A 19786-nucleotide genomic window follows, 5' to 3' on the forward strand; every position below is an offset into this window, starting at 1 on the left:
GGCGGAATATACATTATGTGTCAAGCTGGAATTGCTATGCAGTAAAAAAACTGCTATGTGTATCAAAACTTGTTCGTCTTAAATACCCAACATCCTTGTTGGTCATGAATAAGGAATAACAATGCCAAAAATTTATGATAACATTGAAAACAAATTAAAAAAAGGTCTTAACAAGACTCTTGAAAAAGCCAAAAGAGCTGATTTTTGTATTGGATATTTCAATCTGCGCGGCTGGAAGCAGATTTATCAGCAGGTTGAGAATCTGTCCGGCGATTATCTGTCGGAAGAATGTGAAGATGATACTAAATATCATTGCCGTGTTCTTATTGGAATGCAGAGACAACCGATTCAGATTCTTGAAGACAATTTTAGTACAGATGGAAGGACGGTTACTTAAATATGAAATACTTAAATGAACTATTGGAAATACGCGATTCTGTTTTTGAAAAAAAGTATCGGGATACTGTGTTGGAAATTACTGATTTGATTGAAAATAAAATTGATCCTGAAACGTTTTTTTCAGAAAACTTCATAACTGAAGGGATGAAAACACTTCTTAAAGGTGTTTTTGAGCGTTTTGATAATCCAAACAAAGACGGTTTGTTCAAATTAACCCAGGCAATGGGTGGTGGTAAAACGCACAATATGATTGCTGCCGGTTTATTGTCACAAAAACCGGAGTTGAGAAATCAGATATTAAAAAGCGTATATAAACCAAAAATAAAAGACCCAATCAAGGTCATTGCTTTTTCCGGAAGAAATAATCCTACACATGGCTTTTGGGGTTATATTGCAAAAGAATTAGGCAAAAAAGAGACTTTCGATCACCTTTATAATCCATTGGATGCTCCAGGACAGTCAGACTGGATTAAACTTCTTCAAAGCAACAAACCTGTATTGATCTTATTTGATGAGCTGCCTGAGTATTTTAAATATGCTCTTAAAAAACAAATGGGAGCCGGAAATCTTGCAGACCTTACCACCAGGGCGCTTACAACATTATTTAATGCAACAACAAAAGATGAGCTTAATAATGTATGTATTATTTTTTCCGACCTTGAAGCGGCCTATGGTGAAGGCACAGATGCTATAAAATCAATATTGAACGATTTTGAGAATGAAACCAGACGTACAGCAAGAAATCTAATACCTGTACAACAAAATACTCTTGAAATTTATCAAATTCTACATAAAAAGATTTTTAAAGATCAGGCTCCTGACTCTGAAATAAACGAAATTGCAAAAGCCTATGGTAAAGTTATTGAATTTGCCGCCAACCAGGACCTTATCAATGAAACAAGAGCCCATTGGGAAGGTGCGATAAGAGAAAGCTATCCCTTTCACCCTTCTTTAAAAGACCTCTATGCCAGATTCAAGGAAAACCCCGGTTTTATGCAGACCCGCGGGCTTATTCGGTTTATGAGGACAATTGTTGCCAGAATGTGGGATGATAAAAATGGCTGGGCAGATAAATCCTATTTAATACATCCTTTTGATATCGATCCCAATGATTCTGACACTAATTCAGAGTTAAACACCATTAACAGCACGCTGAATAATGCTGTTTCCAAAGACATAGCTGCAAATGGCAATGCTGTGGCGGAACAGATTGATCAGGAACAGCAAAATCAGTTGGCAGGCAAAACAGCAAAACTAATTTATATGTCCTCACTTGCCACAGTTCAGGGTGCCACCAAAGGTTTAAATATCAATGAGATTATCACTTACACTGCCGAACCTGGCAACAAAGATACTTTAGCTCAAATTAAAGCTAAAATACTCGATGAACTCCGTACCAGGGCCTGGTATCTTCACCCGGACAATGCCGGCAGACTTCTTTTTAAAAACGTAGAAAATGTGACCTCAAAAATAAACAGCTTCACCAAAACATACGACAGCACTCAAGCAAGAAAAGTGATCAGAGATATCCTCAAAGAGATGTTTGAACCAAAGTTGAAAGACCTTTATCAAAATGTAAATGTGCTTCCTGCTGTTGATGAAATTAATGAAGAGAAGAATAAGGTTACTTTGGTTGTTTATGAACCATACAGCGGCGCCGGGATTCATCCTGATTTGCAAAGAAAATATGATGATACTCAATTTAAGAACAGATTGATTTTCCTTACAAGCGATAATCAATCAATGGATGCGGTTTATGAAAACGCTAAAAACATAAAAGCAGCCGAAGCGGTAATAAGTGAATTCCAAAAGGAAAATTTTACAGCCTCTGACCCGCAATTCCAACAGGCTGTCGAGCTTAAGAATACTTATCAATTCAGGTTCAGGTCTGCTGTTACCAGTGTTTTTACAAAATTATACTACCCCAGCAAAAGAGGCTTAAGTGAAGCAAATATAGAATTAAAGTTTGATAAAAATGAATATAACGGGGAAGAGCAGATCACAAAAACCCTGGACGCAAAACAAAAATTCACGAAAGAGCTTAGCTCAGATGCCTTTATTCAGCAAATTATTGTCAAACTTTTTAAAAATCAAAAAGAACTGCCCTGGAATGATGTGCTGAACAATGCAGCCACTGAACCAAGCTGGGTATTGCATAAACCCGATGCTTTAGAGCAAATAAAAGACAGTCAGATTAAAAAAGACGCCTGGAGAATGGAAGGTAACTGGATTAAACAGGGGCCGTTTGAAAAGCCATCTACAGACGTGAGGGTTGATGTTATTGAAAGAGATTGGAAAACCGGCAAAACAAAAATCAACGTGGAAGCTGTCAGAGGGGATACCATTTATTATGCTTACAGTGATTCTGTTTCTGAGAACAGCCCTGAATTAAAAGATGAGAAATTGATAACAGATGAAATGGTTATCTCATTTTTATGTGTTGACAGCAAAGGAGTGCATCACACCGGAAATTCTCTAACATGGGAACAGGATATTGAGATAAGGCGAGACTGGAAACAACAAGGAGACAAATTTAAAGTTGAACTTCAAGCCCACCCCCATAACATAAAACTATTCTATACAAGTGATGGCTCGGATCCACTGACAAACGGCGCTTCTTACGAAGATGGATTTATTGCGGACCCACTTTCCGTTATCCAGGCATATGGTGAAAAAAATGAAGTCAAATCTGAAATCGTTCAGTTTAAACTGCCTGAAGCACATCAAACCGGACTTAAAGTTGATAAAAACAATCCTTTGACTTTTAAAAGAAAACAAAACTTTTCCTCCACAGCAGATAGTTATCAAATACTGGGCGCGATAAAAAATCACAATGCAACAGTCCAGAAAATTACCGTTAAAGCAAATCATGGACACCAATGGATTGAACTTGCAACCTCAGATTTACAGTTTAAGGCCGATGAATTAGAGAGCATCCTTAATTTTGTAAAAGACAACCTGCTAAGTAAAGGAGAAATCGAGTTGAGCTTTCACCGGCTGAAATTTTCACATGGACAGGACTTTTTAAACTTTATTGAAGATACCAATATAGAATATGAACAAACAGACATCAAACAAAGCATATAAAAGCTTAGGGTTTGGTTTTGACCCGGAGCAAAACCAGCACCATTTTGTGGTAATCATTCCCAACAGCCCAAAAGGTGAAGTAATGGTGCATGAACGTCACAGTTATGATGAGGACTTGAAAGTTGAAGCCCTGCATATGAATTTCGCGGGCTCACATTCAACCGGAAAAGTTCGACTGGATAGATTTAAATGGAAGGAAATTGATAATTTTCTGAAAATTGAATTCAATCAGAGGCTCAGGCAGAGAAACCGCAAACACAAAAGCGTAAAATGGAAAATGGGCATGAATTATGTCCATCGCCTGTTTGGGAAAGAACTCATGGTGCTGACCTGGGCTGTTGAAGATGCAGAATTTAATAAAATTGGAACAGCTCTTGAAAACTGGCTGGGGCTGAAGCCCGAAGAAAGATGGTGGCTGTACACAGTCACCAACGCGGCCACGGGACATCCTTTGCAGGGCAGAGGCCATGGATGGCGCAAAGCACTGCGTTTTGCTCTGACGGAAAATCCAGTACCTGAAGGCCGGTACACCCAAAGCCTTCTTGATGAAGAAAAACTGACACTATTTGAAGAAGAAAGCGATTACGAAGCTAATGATGAATAATAGAGCGTTTATTGAAACACAGTTTCCGGTAAACAGAATATCAAAAGAGAGTTATAAAGAACGAAAGGCAGGCGCAGGACAGACATTGACAGGACTTGGCAAATGGTGGGGCAGAAAGCCGCTTGTTATGGCAAGGGCTGCCATGATAGGTCTTTTACTTCCAGCCGGTGATAAACCTGAAAAAGACCTTGAGGTATTTCTAAAGCTTATGACCATGGACAAAAATGCCTTGTGGCAACGGAAAAACAAAAGCATTCCCATTAAAGAACTCATTCCTTATCTAACACAAAAGGAAAAAGAAACCTGTTTAACCGATAACAACGGCAAAATCCGATGGAAAATAGGGGTGCACAGGGAACAAAAAGCCGGACTTCAAAAAAAAGCCTTTTATCAGTTGAGTTATGATGAAAAGCTTAAATATTGCGCACGTCCTGAACAAATTGAAGGACCTTCTGAAAAAGCCTGGGAAATAATTAATGCGCATTGCAATACCCAGGCCAACAGCTTACAGGAATGGGTACAGCAGATGGGGGAAGAACAATTTGGCGAAAGGCCCAAAGTAGGCGATGCATTTTGCGGGGGCGGTTCTATTCCATTTGAAGCGGCAAGGCTTGGATTTGAGGCTTTTGGAAGCGACCTGAACCCTGTGGCAGTCCTGCTCACCTGGGCATCGCTCAACATTATCGGCGGAGGAAAAGAAGTAAAACAACAGGTGGAACAAGCTCAAAGGGATGTTTTTGAAAAAGTTGACAAGCAAATCACAGATTGGGGAATCGAGCACAATGAAAAAGGCTGGCGAGCTGATGCTTATCTCTATTGCGTGGAAGTTAAAAGCCCTGCCACCGGATTCCGGGTGCCGCTTGCCCCATCATGGGTGATATCTGAAAAATACAGGGTCTGCGCTGTTTTAAAATCAGATCCAGCCAATAAACGATACAATTTTGATATTGTTACAAACGCGGACAATGCAACTTTTGAAAAGGCAAAACAGGGCACTGTGCAAAGCGGCAGTATGGTATGCCCTGAAACCGGGAACAAATATCCTGTCTCCACCATCCGGGGTGATAAAAAAGTAAATGGAAAAACCCAATATGGCCTGCGTTTATGGGAAAACGAGGATATAGTACCCCGGCCGGAAGATACCTTCCAGGAACGGTTGTACTGCATCCGGTATGTGGAAACGTTTTATGTGGCCCAAAAAGAAATTGAGTATAACGGCAAATTTTGGGAAAAAGGCGAAGAACTGACCAAAGAGAATGCCGAAGCCTTGCCGGATTTTGAAAAACTCATAGAGAAGAAGCTAAAGTGCGATTTCAGAAGGCACTATGTGGCGCCGGATAAAAACGATCTGAAGCGTGAACAAAAGGTGTTGGATCTGTTAAATGAACGGTTTGATGAGTGGCAGGAAAATGGATTTATTCCATCATCAAAAATAGCCAGAGGATATAATACTGAACAGCCTATTAGAGAACGAGGCTGGACCCACTGGCATCATTTGTTTAATCCGAGGCAGTTGTTGACTTGTGGTGCTTTTCAAAAAAAAATAGATTCCCAGAACAATAAAAAATTACAATATGTTGCAAGTATCGTTAGTACATTCCTGACAATAGATAGATATTCTCGATTATCAGGATGGGATACTCATATTTCAAAAGGCCCCGGTAATTCGGTTAATGTGTTTTATAATCAGGCTTTAAATACTTTATTTAGATATGGTTGCAGGGGCTTTATTAATCTTCACGAATTAATTATATCCAATTTTGAATATTACAATACAAATAATTCTGATGTATGCACTACTGATGCAAGAAAAGTTAAGGAACAAAGTCATTTCTGGATAACAGACCCACCCTATGCAGATGCAGTAAATTACCATGAATTGGGAGACTATTTTTTAGCCTGGTACGAACAACATCTGACAAAGCTTTTTCCTAAATGGCACAACGACAGCCGTGCCAGCCTGGCGGTAAAAGGCAGCGGGAAAGATTTTAACCAGAGCATGGTGGAGGTGTACCGCAACCTGAAAGACAATATGCCTGATAACGGGGCGCAGATCATTATGTTTACCCACCAGGATTCCCGTGTATGGGCTGATCTGGCTTTAATTGTCTGGGCAAGCGGCCTGAAAGTAACCGCTGCCTGGACCATCCAGACTGAAACCGATGCCGGGGGTATCAAAAAAGGCAGTTATGTGCAGGGAACTGTGGTAATGATTTTGCGCAAGCGTTTGGAGCAGGAGATTGGTTTTCTCTCTGATATTTATTCCGATATAGAATTTGAAGTAAAAGAGCAGTTGGATTTTATGACCGCCCTTGATGCCGGTGATAGCACCAATTTCAGTGACCCTGATTACCAGTTGGCTGCTTATGCGGCAGCGCTCAGGGTTCTTACCCAGTACGAAACCATTGAAGGCATCAACATCCAGCGGGAGCTGAAAAAAGACCGTGCCAAAAGGGAAGAAAATCCTGTAAACAAAATTATACAGGACGCGCTTAAAACCGCCATGGAGTATATGGTACCAAAAGGGTACAGTAAAAAAGACTGGTATAAACTGTCATCAGAAGAACGGTTTTACCTGAAAGGCCTGCAGGTGGAGGCCGGCAAAGAGTACCGCTCAGGCGTTTATACTGAAATGGCCAGAGGTTTTGGTCTGCATGAATACAAATACATGTTAAAAACAAGCAAAGCCAATCAGACACGGCTTAAAACTCCGTCAGAATTTAAATCCAGGGATTTGTATGGCGAGGGCTTTGGCTCCAGTTTGCTGCGCCATACCTTGTATGCGGTTTTTGCAGCAGGTAAAAATGAGCAACCCAAATCAGGAAGAGATTTTCTTTATACTGAAAGAAAAGATAATTACTGGGAAGACCGTAAAATGATTATCTCTATTTTAAGGTTTATTATCGATAATACAGAAGCCATTTTGCATTGGGGAAAAGACAGGGAAGCGGCAAGGCTTTTGATCGGTTACTTAGAAACAGACACAACCTCATAAAATATATGTTAAAAAGATATTCTTCAAGAACAAAACGCTACCGGCAAACTATATTGCTCAAAAAACTTGAGAATGCACAGAGCTATGACCGGATTGCAGGCTATTTTTCATCTTCTATCCTGGAGATAGCCGGCGAATCTTTAAAGAGTATCAGCGGAAAAATCAGGGTTGTTTGCAACTCACATCTCGAAGCATTAGATGTAAAGACAGCAAATGCCGCGGTGCTCACCATGACCAGGGAGTGGAAAACCCAGATTGATAAACTATATGATGAACAGCTCAAATCACGCTTAAGTCTGTTGTATGAACTGCTCCGGACCGGTAAATTAGAGGTCAAAGTTCTCCCTAATGAATCATTTGGCCTGATGCATGGCAAGGCGGGTGTTATTACGATGGAAAGTGGAGAAAGAACATCATTTCTGGGCAGTGCCAATGAGACCAAAGCCGGCTGGCAATTAAATTATGAGCTGGTCTGGGAGGATAACGATGAAGAATCTGTGAGTTGGGTGCAGGATGAGTTTAACGCGCTCTGGCATCATAAACTGGCCAGGCCTTTAAGTGAAGCCATCATAAATGACATCGATCGACTATCAGGTAGAAAAGAGGTAAGTTTCAAGCAGTGGCGGAATGAAAAGGATTTAAGGCCTGCTCTTGTGGAATCTCCTGTTTTCAGGCATTATAATGGGCTGTGGCCTCATCAAAAATACTTTGTACATAAGGCATTCCAGGAATTTAAATCAGGTCGGGGTACCCGCATGATACTGGCAGACCAAGTCGGATTGGGGAAGACAGTACAGATGGCTGCGGCAGCCATGTTAATGTCTTTATCTACCGGCAGATCTGGTTTGATCATTGCGCCCAAAACCTTGATTTACCAATGGCAGGACGAATTGATGAAACTGCTGCATCTGCCCTCTGCTATATGGACAGGCCGGCACTGGGTAGACGAGAACCAAATCAAATACCCTGATTCCGATCCGATCAGAGCTATTAAAAATTGCCCTCGCCTTTTTGGTATTATCAGCCAGGGATTGATTACCCATGAAAATGAAGCAGTCCAAAAGCTTTTGGACATACAATTTGAGTGTGTGATTGTTGATGAAGCGCACCGCTGCCGAAGATCAAATTTAAAAAAAGACAGTTATGAAAAGCCGGACCCCAATAACCTGATGAAATATCTGCTTAAACTTTCTTCCAGGTGTAATAATATGATATTGGGGACAGCAACGCCTATGCAGTTATATCCGATTGAGCTTCATGATTTGTTAACTGTTCTAAGCGCAGGTTCGAGCCATGTGCTGGGTAACGAATTGAGCAAGTGGCAGCGTGCAAATGAATTTATTTTCAGGCTTGTATCCGGTGAAGAAGAAATCATAAACTATGAGCAATTATGGGACTATATTCGAAACCCCTTTCCACCTGCCAGAGAAAATGAATTACTATTTGGAACCATAAGGGATGAACTGAGAATGGCTTCCAATAAATCAACAATAAAAGGAAGCCGGTTAAATCAGCTCGGACATCGTCCAAAAGAGCGTTTGTTTGAGGAAAACAATCTTTTTCAAAAACATAATCCTTTTATCAGAAGCATCATCAGGCGGACAAGGACCTTTCTGGAGGAGACAAATAATCCGGAAACCGGTGAGCCATATTTAAAAAAAGTTCGAGTTCAGTTGTTTGGAGAAAGTAATGATGAAGCGATATTACTGCCAGGATATTTAAAAGATGCCTACGATGCTGCCACAGAGTTTTGTACAGCTCTAAACAAAATTATGCCCGGTTCAGGATTTATAAAAACCTTGCTGCTTCGAAGAATGGGCAGCAGTATCATTGCCGGCAAAAATACAGCCCTGAAAATGAGAGGGGAATCATTTCACTTTGACGAGCATGAAGATGATGATGGTATTGAACAACTCTCCGGTATAGCAACTAAAATTGGAAAAAATGAACGGGATATTCTTGAAAAACTTGTTCATTTTCTGGAGCGAGATAAATTAAATGACCCCAAATTTGAAGTCCTTTCTGATTTATTATTTCAAAAGCAGTGGCACACTCAGGGTTGTATTATTTTTTCACAGTATTTTGATACTGCGGCGTATTTTGCAGAGCTGACAGCGTCAAAACACCGGGAATTGAAAATCGGTTTGTATGCCGGTGCTGACAAATCAGGATATTGGCTGAATAAGCACTTTGCCCGATGCAAAAAGGAATATTTGAAAGGGGCTGTAACATCAGGCGAAATAAAACTTCTTTTTGGAACGGATAGTGCAAGCGAAGGCCTGAATCTCCAAAGGTTGGGAACCTTAATCAACCTTGACTTACCATGGAATCCAACAAAACTGGAACAAAGAAAAGGCCGAATACAAAGAATCGGCCAGGTTCTGGATTCAGTAAAGGTATATAATATGCGCTATAAAGATTCAGTAGAAGATCGGGTACATGAAATATTAAGTGAACGTCTTCAAGGATTATATGACATATTTGGTCAAATACCCGATATTCTGGAAGATGTCTGGGTTGATGTTGCAGTGAACGATCTGGAAGAAGCCAAACGAAGAATAAATAAAGTAGAAACGCGCAGTTCTTTTGAAATTAAATACGATCAAATTCAGGACTTTGATTTTGAAACCTGCAAAAAAGTTGTAAATCAGCATGACATTGATGATGTTTTGTATAAAGCATGGTGAATGCCTATATAGTATGCACTTTGAGTAAAAAGAGCAGCGGGAATTAATTATGGCTAAAGAACTGCAAAACCAATTTTATGAAATCCTGAGTCAAATACAAAAAGGACAGGGAGAATATCTTAGAAAGAGAGAATAATATTAACAATGGCAGAAAGTCAAAACATAGAATACAAAAAAACCTGGAGAGACGAATACCTCAAATGGATCTGCGGTTTTGCCAATGCCCGGGGAGGTACTCTTTTTATTGGAAAAGATGACTCCGGTAATGTGGTCGGTGTTAAAAATACTAAAAAGCTTCTTGAAGACATACCTAATAAAGTACGTGATATTTTGGGGATTATTACCGAAGTAAATTTGCACATACAAAATGAAAAAGAATTTCTTGAAATCAAGGTGGACGCCTATCCAACGCCTGTCAACCATAAAGGGCAGTACCATTTTCGCAGCGGCAGCACCAAGCAGGAATTGAAAGGCGCGGCGCTTGACCGGTTCCTTCTGAGCAAGCAGGGACTCAATTGGGACGGTGTGCCGTTGCCGAATATCGATCCTGGTGATTTTGACAGTAACGCTTTTAACCGCTTTCGTTCAATGGCGATGAAAAGCGGACGGATGGAAGAATCCGTAATGAAAGACACGGAAGAAAACATCATTGAGAACCTGATGCTCAAAGAGGGGGAGCATATAAAACGCGCAGCAGCTTTACTGTTTCATAAAACACCGGAGCGCTTTGTGACAGGCGCTTATGTTAAAATCGGATTTTTTAGAACTGATGATGATTTGCTCTACCAGGATGAGATTCATGGAAATCTTTTTATACAGGCGGAAAAGACGTTAGATTTGCTGCTAACAAAATACTTGAAAGCGTATATCAGTTATGAGGGGATTCAAAGGGTGGAGAAATATCTCTTCCCAAGAAATGCACTGCGAGAAGCACTCCTTAATGCGATTATCCACAAAGATTACAGCAGTGGTGTTCCTATTCAAATCAGTGTTTATGAAGATAAAATCTATTTTTGGAACAATGGACGTCTTCCCGAGAACTGGACAGTTGAGCGATTGCTGGAAAAACACCCGTCTCAGCCTTATAATCCATTGATTGCCAATGCATTTTTTCGAACCGGTCTGATTGAAGCCTGGGGACGCGGAATAGAAAAAATACTTAATGAGTGTAAACAACATAACGCCCATCCCCCGATTTTCAATTATGAGCCATCCGGACTTATGCTGTTGTTTAAGGGAACCATTCCCGATTCGCAGGATAAGTTCTCATCGGAAACCAGCCAGAAAAGTTCACTGAAAAGTTCACTGAAAAGTTCACTGAAAATAGTACTGTGCATGCAAGAGGATAAAAACATAACCATCCCTGAAATTGCTAAACAAATTGGAATTACAGAACGGGGGGTAAAAAAACAGATATCAAAACTTAAAGCGAATGGTAAAATTATGCGTGTTGGCCCGGATAAAGGCGGTTACTGGGAGGTGCTGTAATTTCATGAATTATGAATATTTCATGAAAAAAGCGCTGATCCTGGCGGAAAAAGCGTTATTAAAGGGCGAATTTCCGGTGGGATGTGTGATGGTGTATCAAAACAAGGTGTTGGCTTCAGGTTCACGAATTCATTCGAAAGGAAGGGATATTAACGAAACAGATCATGCTGAAATAATTGCATTGCAGCAACTTGCCGATAAAAAAAATATTGAAAAAAGCAAAGTGTCGGTTTTTTGCAACCTGGAGCCATGTCTGATGTGCTATGGCGCCCTTATCTTAAGCGGCATTGGTGAAATCGTTTATGCCTATGAAGATGTAATGGGGGGCGGGACAAACTGTGACCTGTCGGTACTTCCCCCATTGTATAAAAATACCCGTATATCAATAATCCCGCACATATTACGAAACGAGAGCTTACAACTTTTTAAGATTTATTTCTCAAACCCTGAAACTCATTATTGGCAAGGCAGCCTTTTAGAGACATTTACCCTCGGCCAGTAATTGTGTTCATACAATTTTTTTCTTGCTTTTTTTTCTTGCTTTTCATATTCTTGTTATATATATGCCACTATCCAAATTAGGTAGGGAATTGGTTAAAACCTGTTGTTGCAAAACCAGCGAACCTATATACAAAAGGGGGTAAAAGTATAGCTATACACAGAAGAACAAATAGAGCGGCCATTTCAAACAGGATAAAAGTAAATCAAAACATCAGAGCAAAAGAGGTAAGAGTCATTGATCCCGAAGGCAATCAAGTCGGGGTTATCCCGACATACAGGGCGCTTGCAGCCGCTGCTGACCATGGTCTTGACCTGGTTGAAATCTCACCCAATGCAGATCCACCTGTTTGCAAGATAATGGATTATGGCCGCTACAAGTATGAACAGACTAAAAAGAAACAGGAAGCAAAAAAGAAACAGACCACATTTCAACTCAAAGAAATAAAAGTACGCCCAAAGACCGGCGAACATGATTTAATGGTTAAAATTGGGCACATAAAAAAATTTATCGAAAAAAAAGACAAGGTAAAGGTCACTGTCATTTTCAGAGGCCGAGAAATCACGCTTTCCGAGCTGGGCAGGAAGGTCCTTGATCAGATCGTGGAAAAAACAGATGATATCGCTGTAGTTGAGCAAAGCCCAAAATTTGAGGGGCGGACTTTAATTATGGTTTTAGCACCCAAATAGTGCTGATTATAAGAGTCGATATTTGAGCCATCTTCATATTTTTTCAAAAGAATAAATAAAAAGTGGCGTGGGCGTAGATTAAGTTTGCTCACGCCATCTATTTTTTTACAAAGGAGATAACATGCCGAAAATTAAAACAAATCGAGCAGCGGCAAAGCGTTTTAAAAAAACCGGGACCGGTAAGTTCGTTTTTTCAAAATCCCATGGGAGCCATATATTAACCAAAAAGACGACCAAACGGAAACGTTCTTTGCGGCAAGGTCAGATTATAGATAAATCCAATCAAAAAGAACTGAAGCTGTTGCTCCCAAATGGTTAGCCTTGACGGCCTTATACAAAGGTTCCTGATCCATTTCAGCGGGAAGCTGAGTATCATTTCGTCATTATTCAAGGCACGATGAATACTTTTTACCAATGGTAAGTATATTATCCGTTTTAAACGGGATAAGGAGAAATATAATGCGTGTGAAAAGAGGTTTTAAAGCAAGAAAACGCCGAAAAAAGGTTTTAAAATTGGCCAAAGGATTTCGCGGGGGACGCAGTAAATTATTTCGTACCGCCGCAGATGCAGTAGATAAGGCACTTATGTATGCATATCGAGACCGCAGAACGCGTAAGCGGGATTTCCGAAGACTCTGGATCGCTCGAATTAATGCTGCCGCGCGTATGAATAATTTGTCTTACAGCAAATTTATACACGGGTTAAAGCTTGCTAACGTCAGGCTTGACCGAAAAGTTCTTGCCGAACTGGCCGTGTCCGACCCTTCCGGGTTTTCAAAAATAGCCAGCCTGGCATCACAGCAGGTGTAGCACTTCAACTTGGGATGTTATTTTGTAACCGTTCATAGTTGGCGGTGATACACTTCACGGCTACAAAGCATGAAGGCAAATTCCCAATTTCTAATTTCAACGTTCGTGACCGGTTTTGGGTGTTTTTATGGCATCTGGTCTTCGGGTGGCTTATTTCTGCCACTGAGGTACCGGGTTGCCAGGAAAGTACCAATATATCCGGTGTAGGTGACAAAAAATATTTTTGATTTTGATTGGGGTGATCGGGTAGAAAAAAAGTGCAAAAAACAATAGAACAAATTCATCAGGAAGCCATACATGAGCTTGAAGCCGCTGCGGAGGCTGAAGTTGTTCGTGCGCTTTCGGTCCGATATCTGGGCCGAAAGGGGGCGATTACTTCCTTTCTAAGGAATATATCCAAGTTACCACCCGAAAAGAGGCCTGAAGCTGGAAAAAAGGCCAATGAGACAAAAAAAACGCTGGATAAACTATTCAAACAGGCCTTAAAACGCTTGGACAAGCGTGCTGTTGATACCGACGACTATATTGATGTCTCCCTTCCCGGGAGGACACCGTTTGCGGGCTCTATGCATCCCATCACGCAGATCACCCGGCTGATATGTGATATTTTTACCAATTTGGGATTTGATATTGTTGAAGGGCCGGAAGTTGAAGCAGATTATTATAATTTTGAAGCCTTGAATATTCCAAAGAATCATCCGGCAAGGGATATGCAGGATACGTTCTACATTTCGGATGATGTCGTTCTTAGAACGCATACCTCCCCTGTGCAAATCAGAACAATGGAAAACCGGACTCCTCCGGTGAGAATTATCGCACCGGGTAAGGTTTACCGGTGCGATTCCGATCTGACGCATACCCCCATGTTTCACCAGGTTGAAGGTCTGCTGGTAGATCAAAACGTTTCTTTCGGAGATTTAAAAGGAACACTTACCACCTTTGTGCACCGGATGTTTGACGATCGGATCAGCCTCAGATTCCGTCCCAGTTTTTTCCCTTTTACGGAACCGAGTGCTGAAGTAGATATTTTATGTGTCATGTGCAGAGGGAAAGGGTGCAGGGTTTGTTCCCAAACAGGGTGGCTCGAAGTGCTTGGCGCCGGCATGGTTCACCCTGCGCTTTTTGAAAATGTCGGATACGACCCCTCCCGGTTTACCGGGTTTGCCTTTGGCATGGGTATTGATCGTATTGCCATGCTGAAATACGGTATTGACGACATCAGAAAATACTTTGACAATGATTTAAGGTTCTTAAGGCAGTTTTAGTATGAAAGCAAGTATAGGCTGGTTGAACGATTATACCCCCATTAACATGGATGTGCATTCCCTTGCCAATGCCCTTACCATGGCCGGGCTGGAAGTTGAGGCGGTGACCGACCGGTTTGGCTACCTGGACAAAGTGGTTGTCGGCCGGATTGTTGAAATCGAACCTCACCCGAATGCGGATAAATTGAAACTTGTTAAGGTGGACGTGGGCCGTCAAACACTTGCTGTGGTATGCGGTGCTCCCAATGTTTCCCATGATATACTCGCGCCTGTGGCTCTGCCGGGCACCGTCTTTCCCAACGGATTTACCCTTGAAAAAAGCATCATCCGTAAGGTGGAATCCGAAGGTATGATTTGCAGTGAAGCCGAGTTGGAACTGGGAAAAGACAAAAGCGGGATAATGATCTTAAGCCCCTCTTTACCTGTCGGAGAAAAATTGTCAAAGGCGCTTAAACTTTCGGACGCGGTGATTGAAGTGGATCTGACTCCGAACAGGCCCGATTGTCTCAGTATGATCGGAATCGCACGGGAAATTTGCGGGATTCAAAAAACAAAGATTAAATACCCGGATATGAGCCTTGATGACCCGACAGATGATATTTCCGGGTTGGCCTCCGTTACCATTAAAGATCCGGATCACTGTCCGCGATATGCCGCCCGGCTGCTAACCGATATTACTGTTGGTCCCTCTCCTTTCTGGCTTGCCGACCGCCTGCTGTCTGTTGGTTTGAAACCGATAAACAACATTGTAGATATTACCAATTTTGTCTTAATGGAGACCGGCCAGCCCCTTCATGCTTTTGACTATGATCGTCTGGCTGAAAACAGAATCGTGGTGCGCCGGGCAAATGAAGGTGAATTGTTTACCACCCTTGATATGAATGAACGGAAGCTGACCGCAGACATGCTGATGATCTGTGATGGCGAGAAACCGGTTGCTGTCGGCGGTGTCATGGGCGGACTCAATTCAGAAATTGAAGAGACAACCACCAAAGTCCTTATTGAAAGTGCGTATTTTGATCCTATCAGTATTAGGAAAACTTCAAAAAAGCTGGGGCTTAACACGGAAGCTTCCCATCGTTTTGAACGTGGGGTGGACCCGGAGGGGACTGTTCCAGCGTTGAACAGGGCTGCCCGGCTAATGGTAGAAATCGGCGGCGGCAAATTAGTTAAAGGAATCATTGATGAATATCCAAAAAAAATTCCGCCAAAGACAATTCGCTTAAAAATAAGCAAAACCAACCGGCTCCTCGGCACCCAACTGAGCAGGGATGATATCAAGGAACTGCTGGAATCCATTGGGCTTTCAGTTAAAAAAAATGACGCAGACACCTTGACGGTGGTTCCGCCTTCTTTCCGGGTGGACATTGAACGGCCGGAAGACCTTATGGAAGAGGTGGCACGTCTTTCAGGGTATAACAATATACCGACCACCTTTCCGAGTATACCTGCCAAGGCGCGAAAACCGATGAAACAGCTCGATACCCGAAGACGTATCCTGCAACTGATGACCGGTTTCGGTTTTTGCGAAACAATCAACTATAGTTTTATAAACAGCCTGTCCTGTGACCGTCTTAATCTACCAACCGACGATTATAGAAGAAACACGGTTGATATTATAAACCCCCTTACTGAAGATCAGACGGTAATGAGGACATCCTTGGTTCCAGGTCTTCTTGAAACCGCATATCGCAACATTTCAAAACAGCAAAAGAATCTCAAGCTGTTTGAAATGGGGAAAATATATATTAAAAAAGACGAGGACAGCCTACCGGAAGAAACAGAAATGCTGGCAGGCCTCTGGACGGGTGTACGGCTGGATGATTCGTGGTATGCAAAAGAAACCCCCTGTGATTTTTTTGACCTAAAAGGGGCAGTTGAAGGGCTGCTAAAAGGCCTGAGTATCGATTCCATCCGATTCTCCGGTTTGGCGAACGATTTATGCGTTTATACAAAACCGGGATATACCGCAGAAATTTTCTCCGCCAAGGAACATTTGGGATTGGTGGGAGAGATTCACCCTCTCGTTCTTGGTAATTTTAACCTGAAGCAGGCAGTATATATTTTTGAACTTAGCCTCGACCGCCTCAATGCGCTTTTGCCTGACACCCGACAGTCAAAACCGATTCCAAAATTTCCGGCTGTTTCCCGGGATATCACCGTTATCGTTAACCAAAATACGGAATCAGGGGCCATACTCGAATGTATTCAAAACATTCAAGAACAACTGGTTGAAAGCATGCATCTTTTTGATGTTTTTGCCGGCGATCCGATTCCGCCGGGAAAAAAAAGCGTTTCTATTAGAGTGACTTACAGATCCAATAAAAAAACACTTGAAGATGAGGATGTCGGCCATATACATAAAGCAATGACAGACAGACTTATTAAAGAATTTGATGCGGGTCTGCCTGAATAAATATCAGAGTCCAAAGGGCTTGTCTTGGATTATCCCTGAAAGGGTTTATATCGTAAACACCATAAGTTTCGGGATGCGAGTTACGGGTTATAAAACAGGAATTATTTCCCATTAGCAACTCGCGACCCGTAACCCGCAACATGGGCCAATCAATCCGGCCTAGCCGTTTGCCTCTGACCCGATCCTTTGGGTTCGGGTATTTGCTTGATAAAACAAATAATCCAGTTGCCGACTCGATGTGAGCATGCAGATGGAAAATCAACCCAGGCCCCAAATACCCGATAAATTATACTTCAAAATCGGAGAAGTGAGCGCCATCACCGGGCTTCCGACATACGTACTGAGATTCTGGGAAACTCAATTCACCAAGATCAAACCCAAGCGTACCTCATCAGGTCAAAGATTATACCGGAAAAATGATGTCAAGACGGTTTTAACCATTAAAAGCCTTTTGCACGAAAAAAAATTTACCATTAAAGGGGCGGTACAGCATTTAAAGATCGATCCCACGGCCAAAGACAAATCGTCGCTCTCTGATACATTAAAAGAAATACGTTTGGAGCTTGAAAGCCTCCGTCGCATGCTGGGTAAATGAAAAAATAAGTAATATTCGGATTTATTTCTGAAAAATATTGACAAGGTGTATTTTTTGTCATAGTTATTCAGCTTTGGTAAGCGGGCATAGCTCAGTTGGTAGAGTACAAGCTTCCCAAGCTTGGTGTCGCGAGTTCGAATCTCGTTGCCCGCTCCATAAGCAGAGACCGTTGAAGGGGACATTTTTTCAAAAGTGTTTCGAAGTCCGCCTTTTCATTTACACGGGCCAGTATATGGGTAGAGCTTTTATGTATGTTTGGTTTGGAGTTAACTTTTTCCTATGGGTAATTACATGAACAGTTAAATCTTATAGCTCTACTGCAAAGGATATATCTGAATGAAAAGAACGGGCGACAGCCCGTTTTTTTATTTTTAGGGGCAAGAGAAAAGCCCGGTGAAAAAATATAAAAAAAGCAAAAATAAAAAGCTTGGCTCCAGGGGAAATGCGTTTCCTGTGGAAAACAGGATAAAAATAGCAGCCACTGTAAAAGATCTGGCTGAACCATTATGCGAAAGTGAGGGAATCGAACTTGTTTATGTTGAGTATCAGCCGGAGGCAGCAGGGATGATACTCAGGCTTTATATAGACAAACCACAAGGGGTGACGATAGATGATTGCACTTACATCAGTCGTCAGCTAGGCGATATCCTGGATGTAAATCTTGAAGGCGCCGGGGCATACAGGTTGGAAGTTTCATCCCCCGGGCCTGACCGCCCGCTGTGGAAAAAAAATGACTTCGACAGATTCAAGGGAAACCTTGCCAGGATAAAGACATCTCACCCTTTTGACGGGCAAAAAAATTTTAAAGGAATTCTGCTTGGTATATCAGATGAAAAAGTAAAACTGATGGTTGATAACAAAAATGTCGCCATTCCATTGGGGGAAATTGCAAGAGCGCGGCTGGTGAATTACGGAGAAAATCGATGTTTATAACAGATATAAAACATGTCGTTGACCAGGTAAGTCGAGATAAAGGTATCGACCGTGATATCCTGATCCAGGCACTTGAAGAAGCCTTAAAATCTGCGGCCAGGAAAAAATACGGAAATCAAATTGATATTGAAGTACAGTATAATGAAGAGGTTGGTGAAATAGAGGTTTTCCAGTTTAAAGAAGTCGTAGAGGAAATAACTGAACCTGACCTCCAGATTGGCCTTGAAGAGGGACGTAAACTTGATGCGGAGTGTGAGATTGGCGACAGTCTCGGAACAAAAATGGACACCAGCACTTTTGGTCGAATCGCTGCCCAGTCAGCCAAACAGGTGATTATCCAGAAAATTAAGGATGCGGAAAAAGTTGCCATCTATTCAAGCTTTGTCACTCGAAAGGGTGAAATTATAAACGGAATTGTCCAGCGCATTGATCGTGGTGACATTATTGTTAATATTGGCCAAACAGAGGGTATTCTTCCGGCGCGGGAACAGGTGCCAAGAGAAAGCTACAGACGAGGTGATCGCATAAGGGCATATATACTGGACGTTTTGGAGGATACGCGTGGTCCACAGATTGTCCTGTCAAGAACTCACCCGAACTTTCTCATTAATCTGTTCAAAACAGAAGTTCCTGAAATCAACGAAGGTATTGTCAACATCATGGGAGCAGCGCGCGAACCGGGTGTTCGGGCAAAATTTGCGGTCGCCTCAACCAGCTCGGACATCGATCCTGTAGGAGCTTGTGTCGGCATGAAGGGCAGCCGTGTCCAAAACGTGGTTCAAGAGCTCAGAGGTGAAAAGATAGATATCATATCCTGGCATGTTGATCCGGCGAAATTTGTATGTAATGCTTTGGCGCCTGCTGAAATATCGAGAGTGATTATTGATGAAGATAATCGCTCCATGGAAGTCATTGTTCCGGATGAATTCCTGTCAATCGCCATCGGAAAGAAAGGACAGAATGTGCGACTGGCTTCCAAGCTGTCAGGGTGGCACCTTGACGTTAAGAGCGAGACACTATACAGCGAAGCCATGAAAAGTGGATATGAGTCTCTGGTGGCTTTGCCCGGAATAGGCGTTAGCATGGCTGATGCCCTGTATGAAAAAGGACTGTTTTCTGCTGAAGAAATCAGCAATGCCAGTGTAGAAGATTTGACCCAAATCAGGGGTATTGGTGAGGGGAAAGCCGAAAAATTAATATCCGCAGCAACGGAGCTGGTTAAAATGGCTGCAGAAAAAGATGAAACAGAAGATGTATCCGAAGATAAATCGGAAGATATAACCGAAAACAAACCCAATGATAAGGAAACCTAGGAACTG

The 19786-nt window shown here is 42.0% G+C and carries 15 protein-coding genes and 1 tRNA gene; all 16 read left to right on the forward strand.

Features of this window, described 5'->3' with window-relative positions:
* Positions 1-121: 121 nt before the first annotated feature.
* The 16 genes from SWH54_20170 (at position 122) to nusA (ending at position 19780) form a co-directional block, all read left to right on the forward strand.
* Positions 122-397 (forward strand): hypothetical protein, encoded by a 276-nt coding sequence (locus SWH54_20170; protein MDY6793588.1) that lies wholly within the window; start codon positions 122-124, stop codon positions 395-397.
* Between the two features lie 2 nt (positions 398-399).
* Positions 400-3486, forward strand: coding sequence for a DUF499 domain-containing protein (locus tag SWH54_20175; protein MDY6793589.1), 3087 nt, complete (start codon positions 400-402; stop codon positions 3484-3486).
* Positions 3455-4090 carry a DUF3780 domain-containing protein gene (locus SWH54_20180; GenBank protein ID MDY6793590.1) on the forward strand — a complete coding sequence of 212 codons (636 nt, stop codon included), beginning with the start codon at positions 3455-3457 and terminating at the stop codon, positions 4088-4090. Before SWH54_20175 ends, SWH54_20180 begins: the two co-directional genes overlap by 32 nt.
* Positions 4080-7085, forward strand: coding sequence for an anti-phage-associated DUF1156 domain-containing protein (locus SWH54_20185; protein MDY6793591.1), 3006 nt, complete (start codon positions 4080-4082; stop codon positions 7083-7085). The genes SWH54_20180 and SWH54_20185 overlap by 11 nt, the downstream gene beginning before the upstream one ends.
* A gap of 5 nt (positions 7086-7090) precedes the next feature.
* Complete coding sequence (locus SWH54_20190; GenBank protein ID MDY6793592.1) at positions 7091-9772, forward strand: phospholipase D-like domain-containing anti-phage protein; 2682 nt, start codon at positions 7091-7093, stop codon at positions 9770-9772.
* A 144-nt stretch (positions 9773-9916) separates the two neighbouring features.
* A complete protein-coding gene (locus tag SWH54_20195) occupies positions 9917-11260 on the forward strand; it encodes an ATP-binding protein (protein MDY6793593.1) in 1344 nt (447 codons plus the stop codon).
* A 4-nt stretch (positions 11261-11264) separates the two neighbouring features.
* Complete coding sequence (locus SWH54_20200) at positions 11265-11762, forward strand: nucleoside deaminase (GenBank protein MDY6793594.1); 498 nt, start codon at positions 11265-11267, stop codon at positions 11760-11762.
* 179 nt (positions 11763-11941) lie between these two features.
* Positions 11942-12448, forward strand: a complete 507-nt coding sequence (infC, locus tag SWH54_20205) for a translation initiation factor IF-3 (protein MDY6793595.1) — start codon at positions 11942-11944, stop codon at positions 12446-12448.
* 121 nt (positions 12449-12569) lie between these two features.
* Entirely contained in the window at positions 12570-12767 is a 198-nt protein-coding gene (gene rpmI / locus SWH54_20210; GenBank protein ID MDY6793596.1) for a 50S ribosomal protein L35, read from the forward strand.
* A 137-nt stretch (positions 12768-12904) separates the two neighbouring features.
* A complete protein-coding gene (gene rplT / locus SWH54_20215; protein ID MDY6793597.1) occupies positions 12905-13258 on the forward strand; it encodes a 50S ribosomal protein L20 in 354 nt (117 codons plus the stop codon).
* Positions 13259-13515: 257 nt separating this feature from the next.
* Positions 13516-14523, forward strand: a complete 1008-nt coding sequence (pheS, locus tag SWH54_20220) for a phenylalanine--tRNA ligase subunit alpha (GenBank protein MDY6793598.1) — start codon at positions 13516-13518, stop codon at positions 14521-14523.
* Between the two features lies 1 nt (position 14524).
* A complete protein-coding gene (pheT, locus tag SWH54_20225) occupies positions 14525-16939 on the forward strand; it encodes a phenylalanine--tRNA ligase subunit beta (GenBank protein ID MDY6793599.1) in 2415 nt (804 codons plus the stop codon).
* A 250-nt stretch (positions 16940-17189) separates the two neighbouring features.
* Complete coding sequence (locus SWH54_20230) at positions 17190-17534, forward strand: MerR family transcriptional regulator (GenBank protein ID MDY6793600.1); 345 nt, start codon at positions 17190-17192, stop codon at positions 17532-17534.
* Positions 17535-17614: 80 nt separating this feature from the next.
* Positions 17615-17690: transfer RNA gene (locus SWH54_20235), tRNA-Gly, on the forward strand.
* Positions 17691-17927: 237 nt separating this feature from the next.
* Positions 17928-18467, forward strand: a complete 540-nt coding sequence (rimP, locus tag SWH54_20240) for a ribosome maturation factor RimP (GenBank protein MDY6793601.1) — start codon at positions 17928-17930, stop codon at positions 18465-18467.
* Positions 18458-19780, forward strand: coding sequence for a transcription termination factor NusA (nusA, locus tag SWH54_20245; GenBank protein ID MDY6793602.1), 1323 nt, complete (start codon positions 18458-18460; stop codon positions 19778-19780). The genes rimP and nusA overlap by 10 nt, the downstream gene beginning before the upstream one ends.
* The last annotated feature ends 6 nt before the right edge of the window (positions 19781-19786 follow it).

The organism is Thermodesulfobacteriota bacterium, from assembly GCA_034189135.1.
Taxonomy (GTDB): Bacteria; Desulfobacterota; Desulfobacteria; order Desulfobacterales; family JAUWMJ01; genus JAUWMJ01.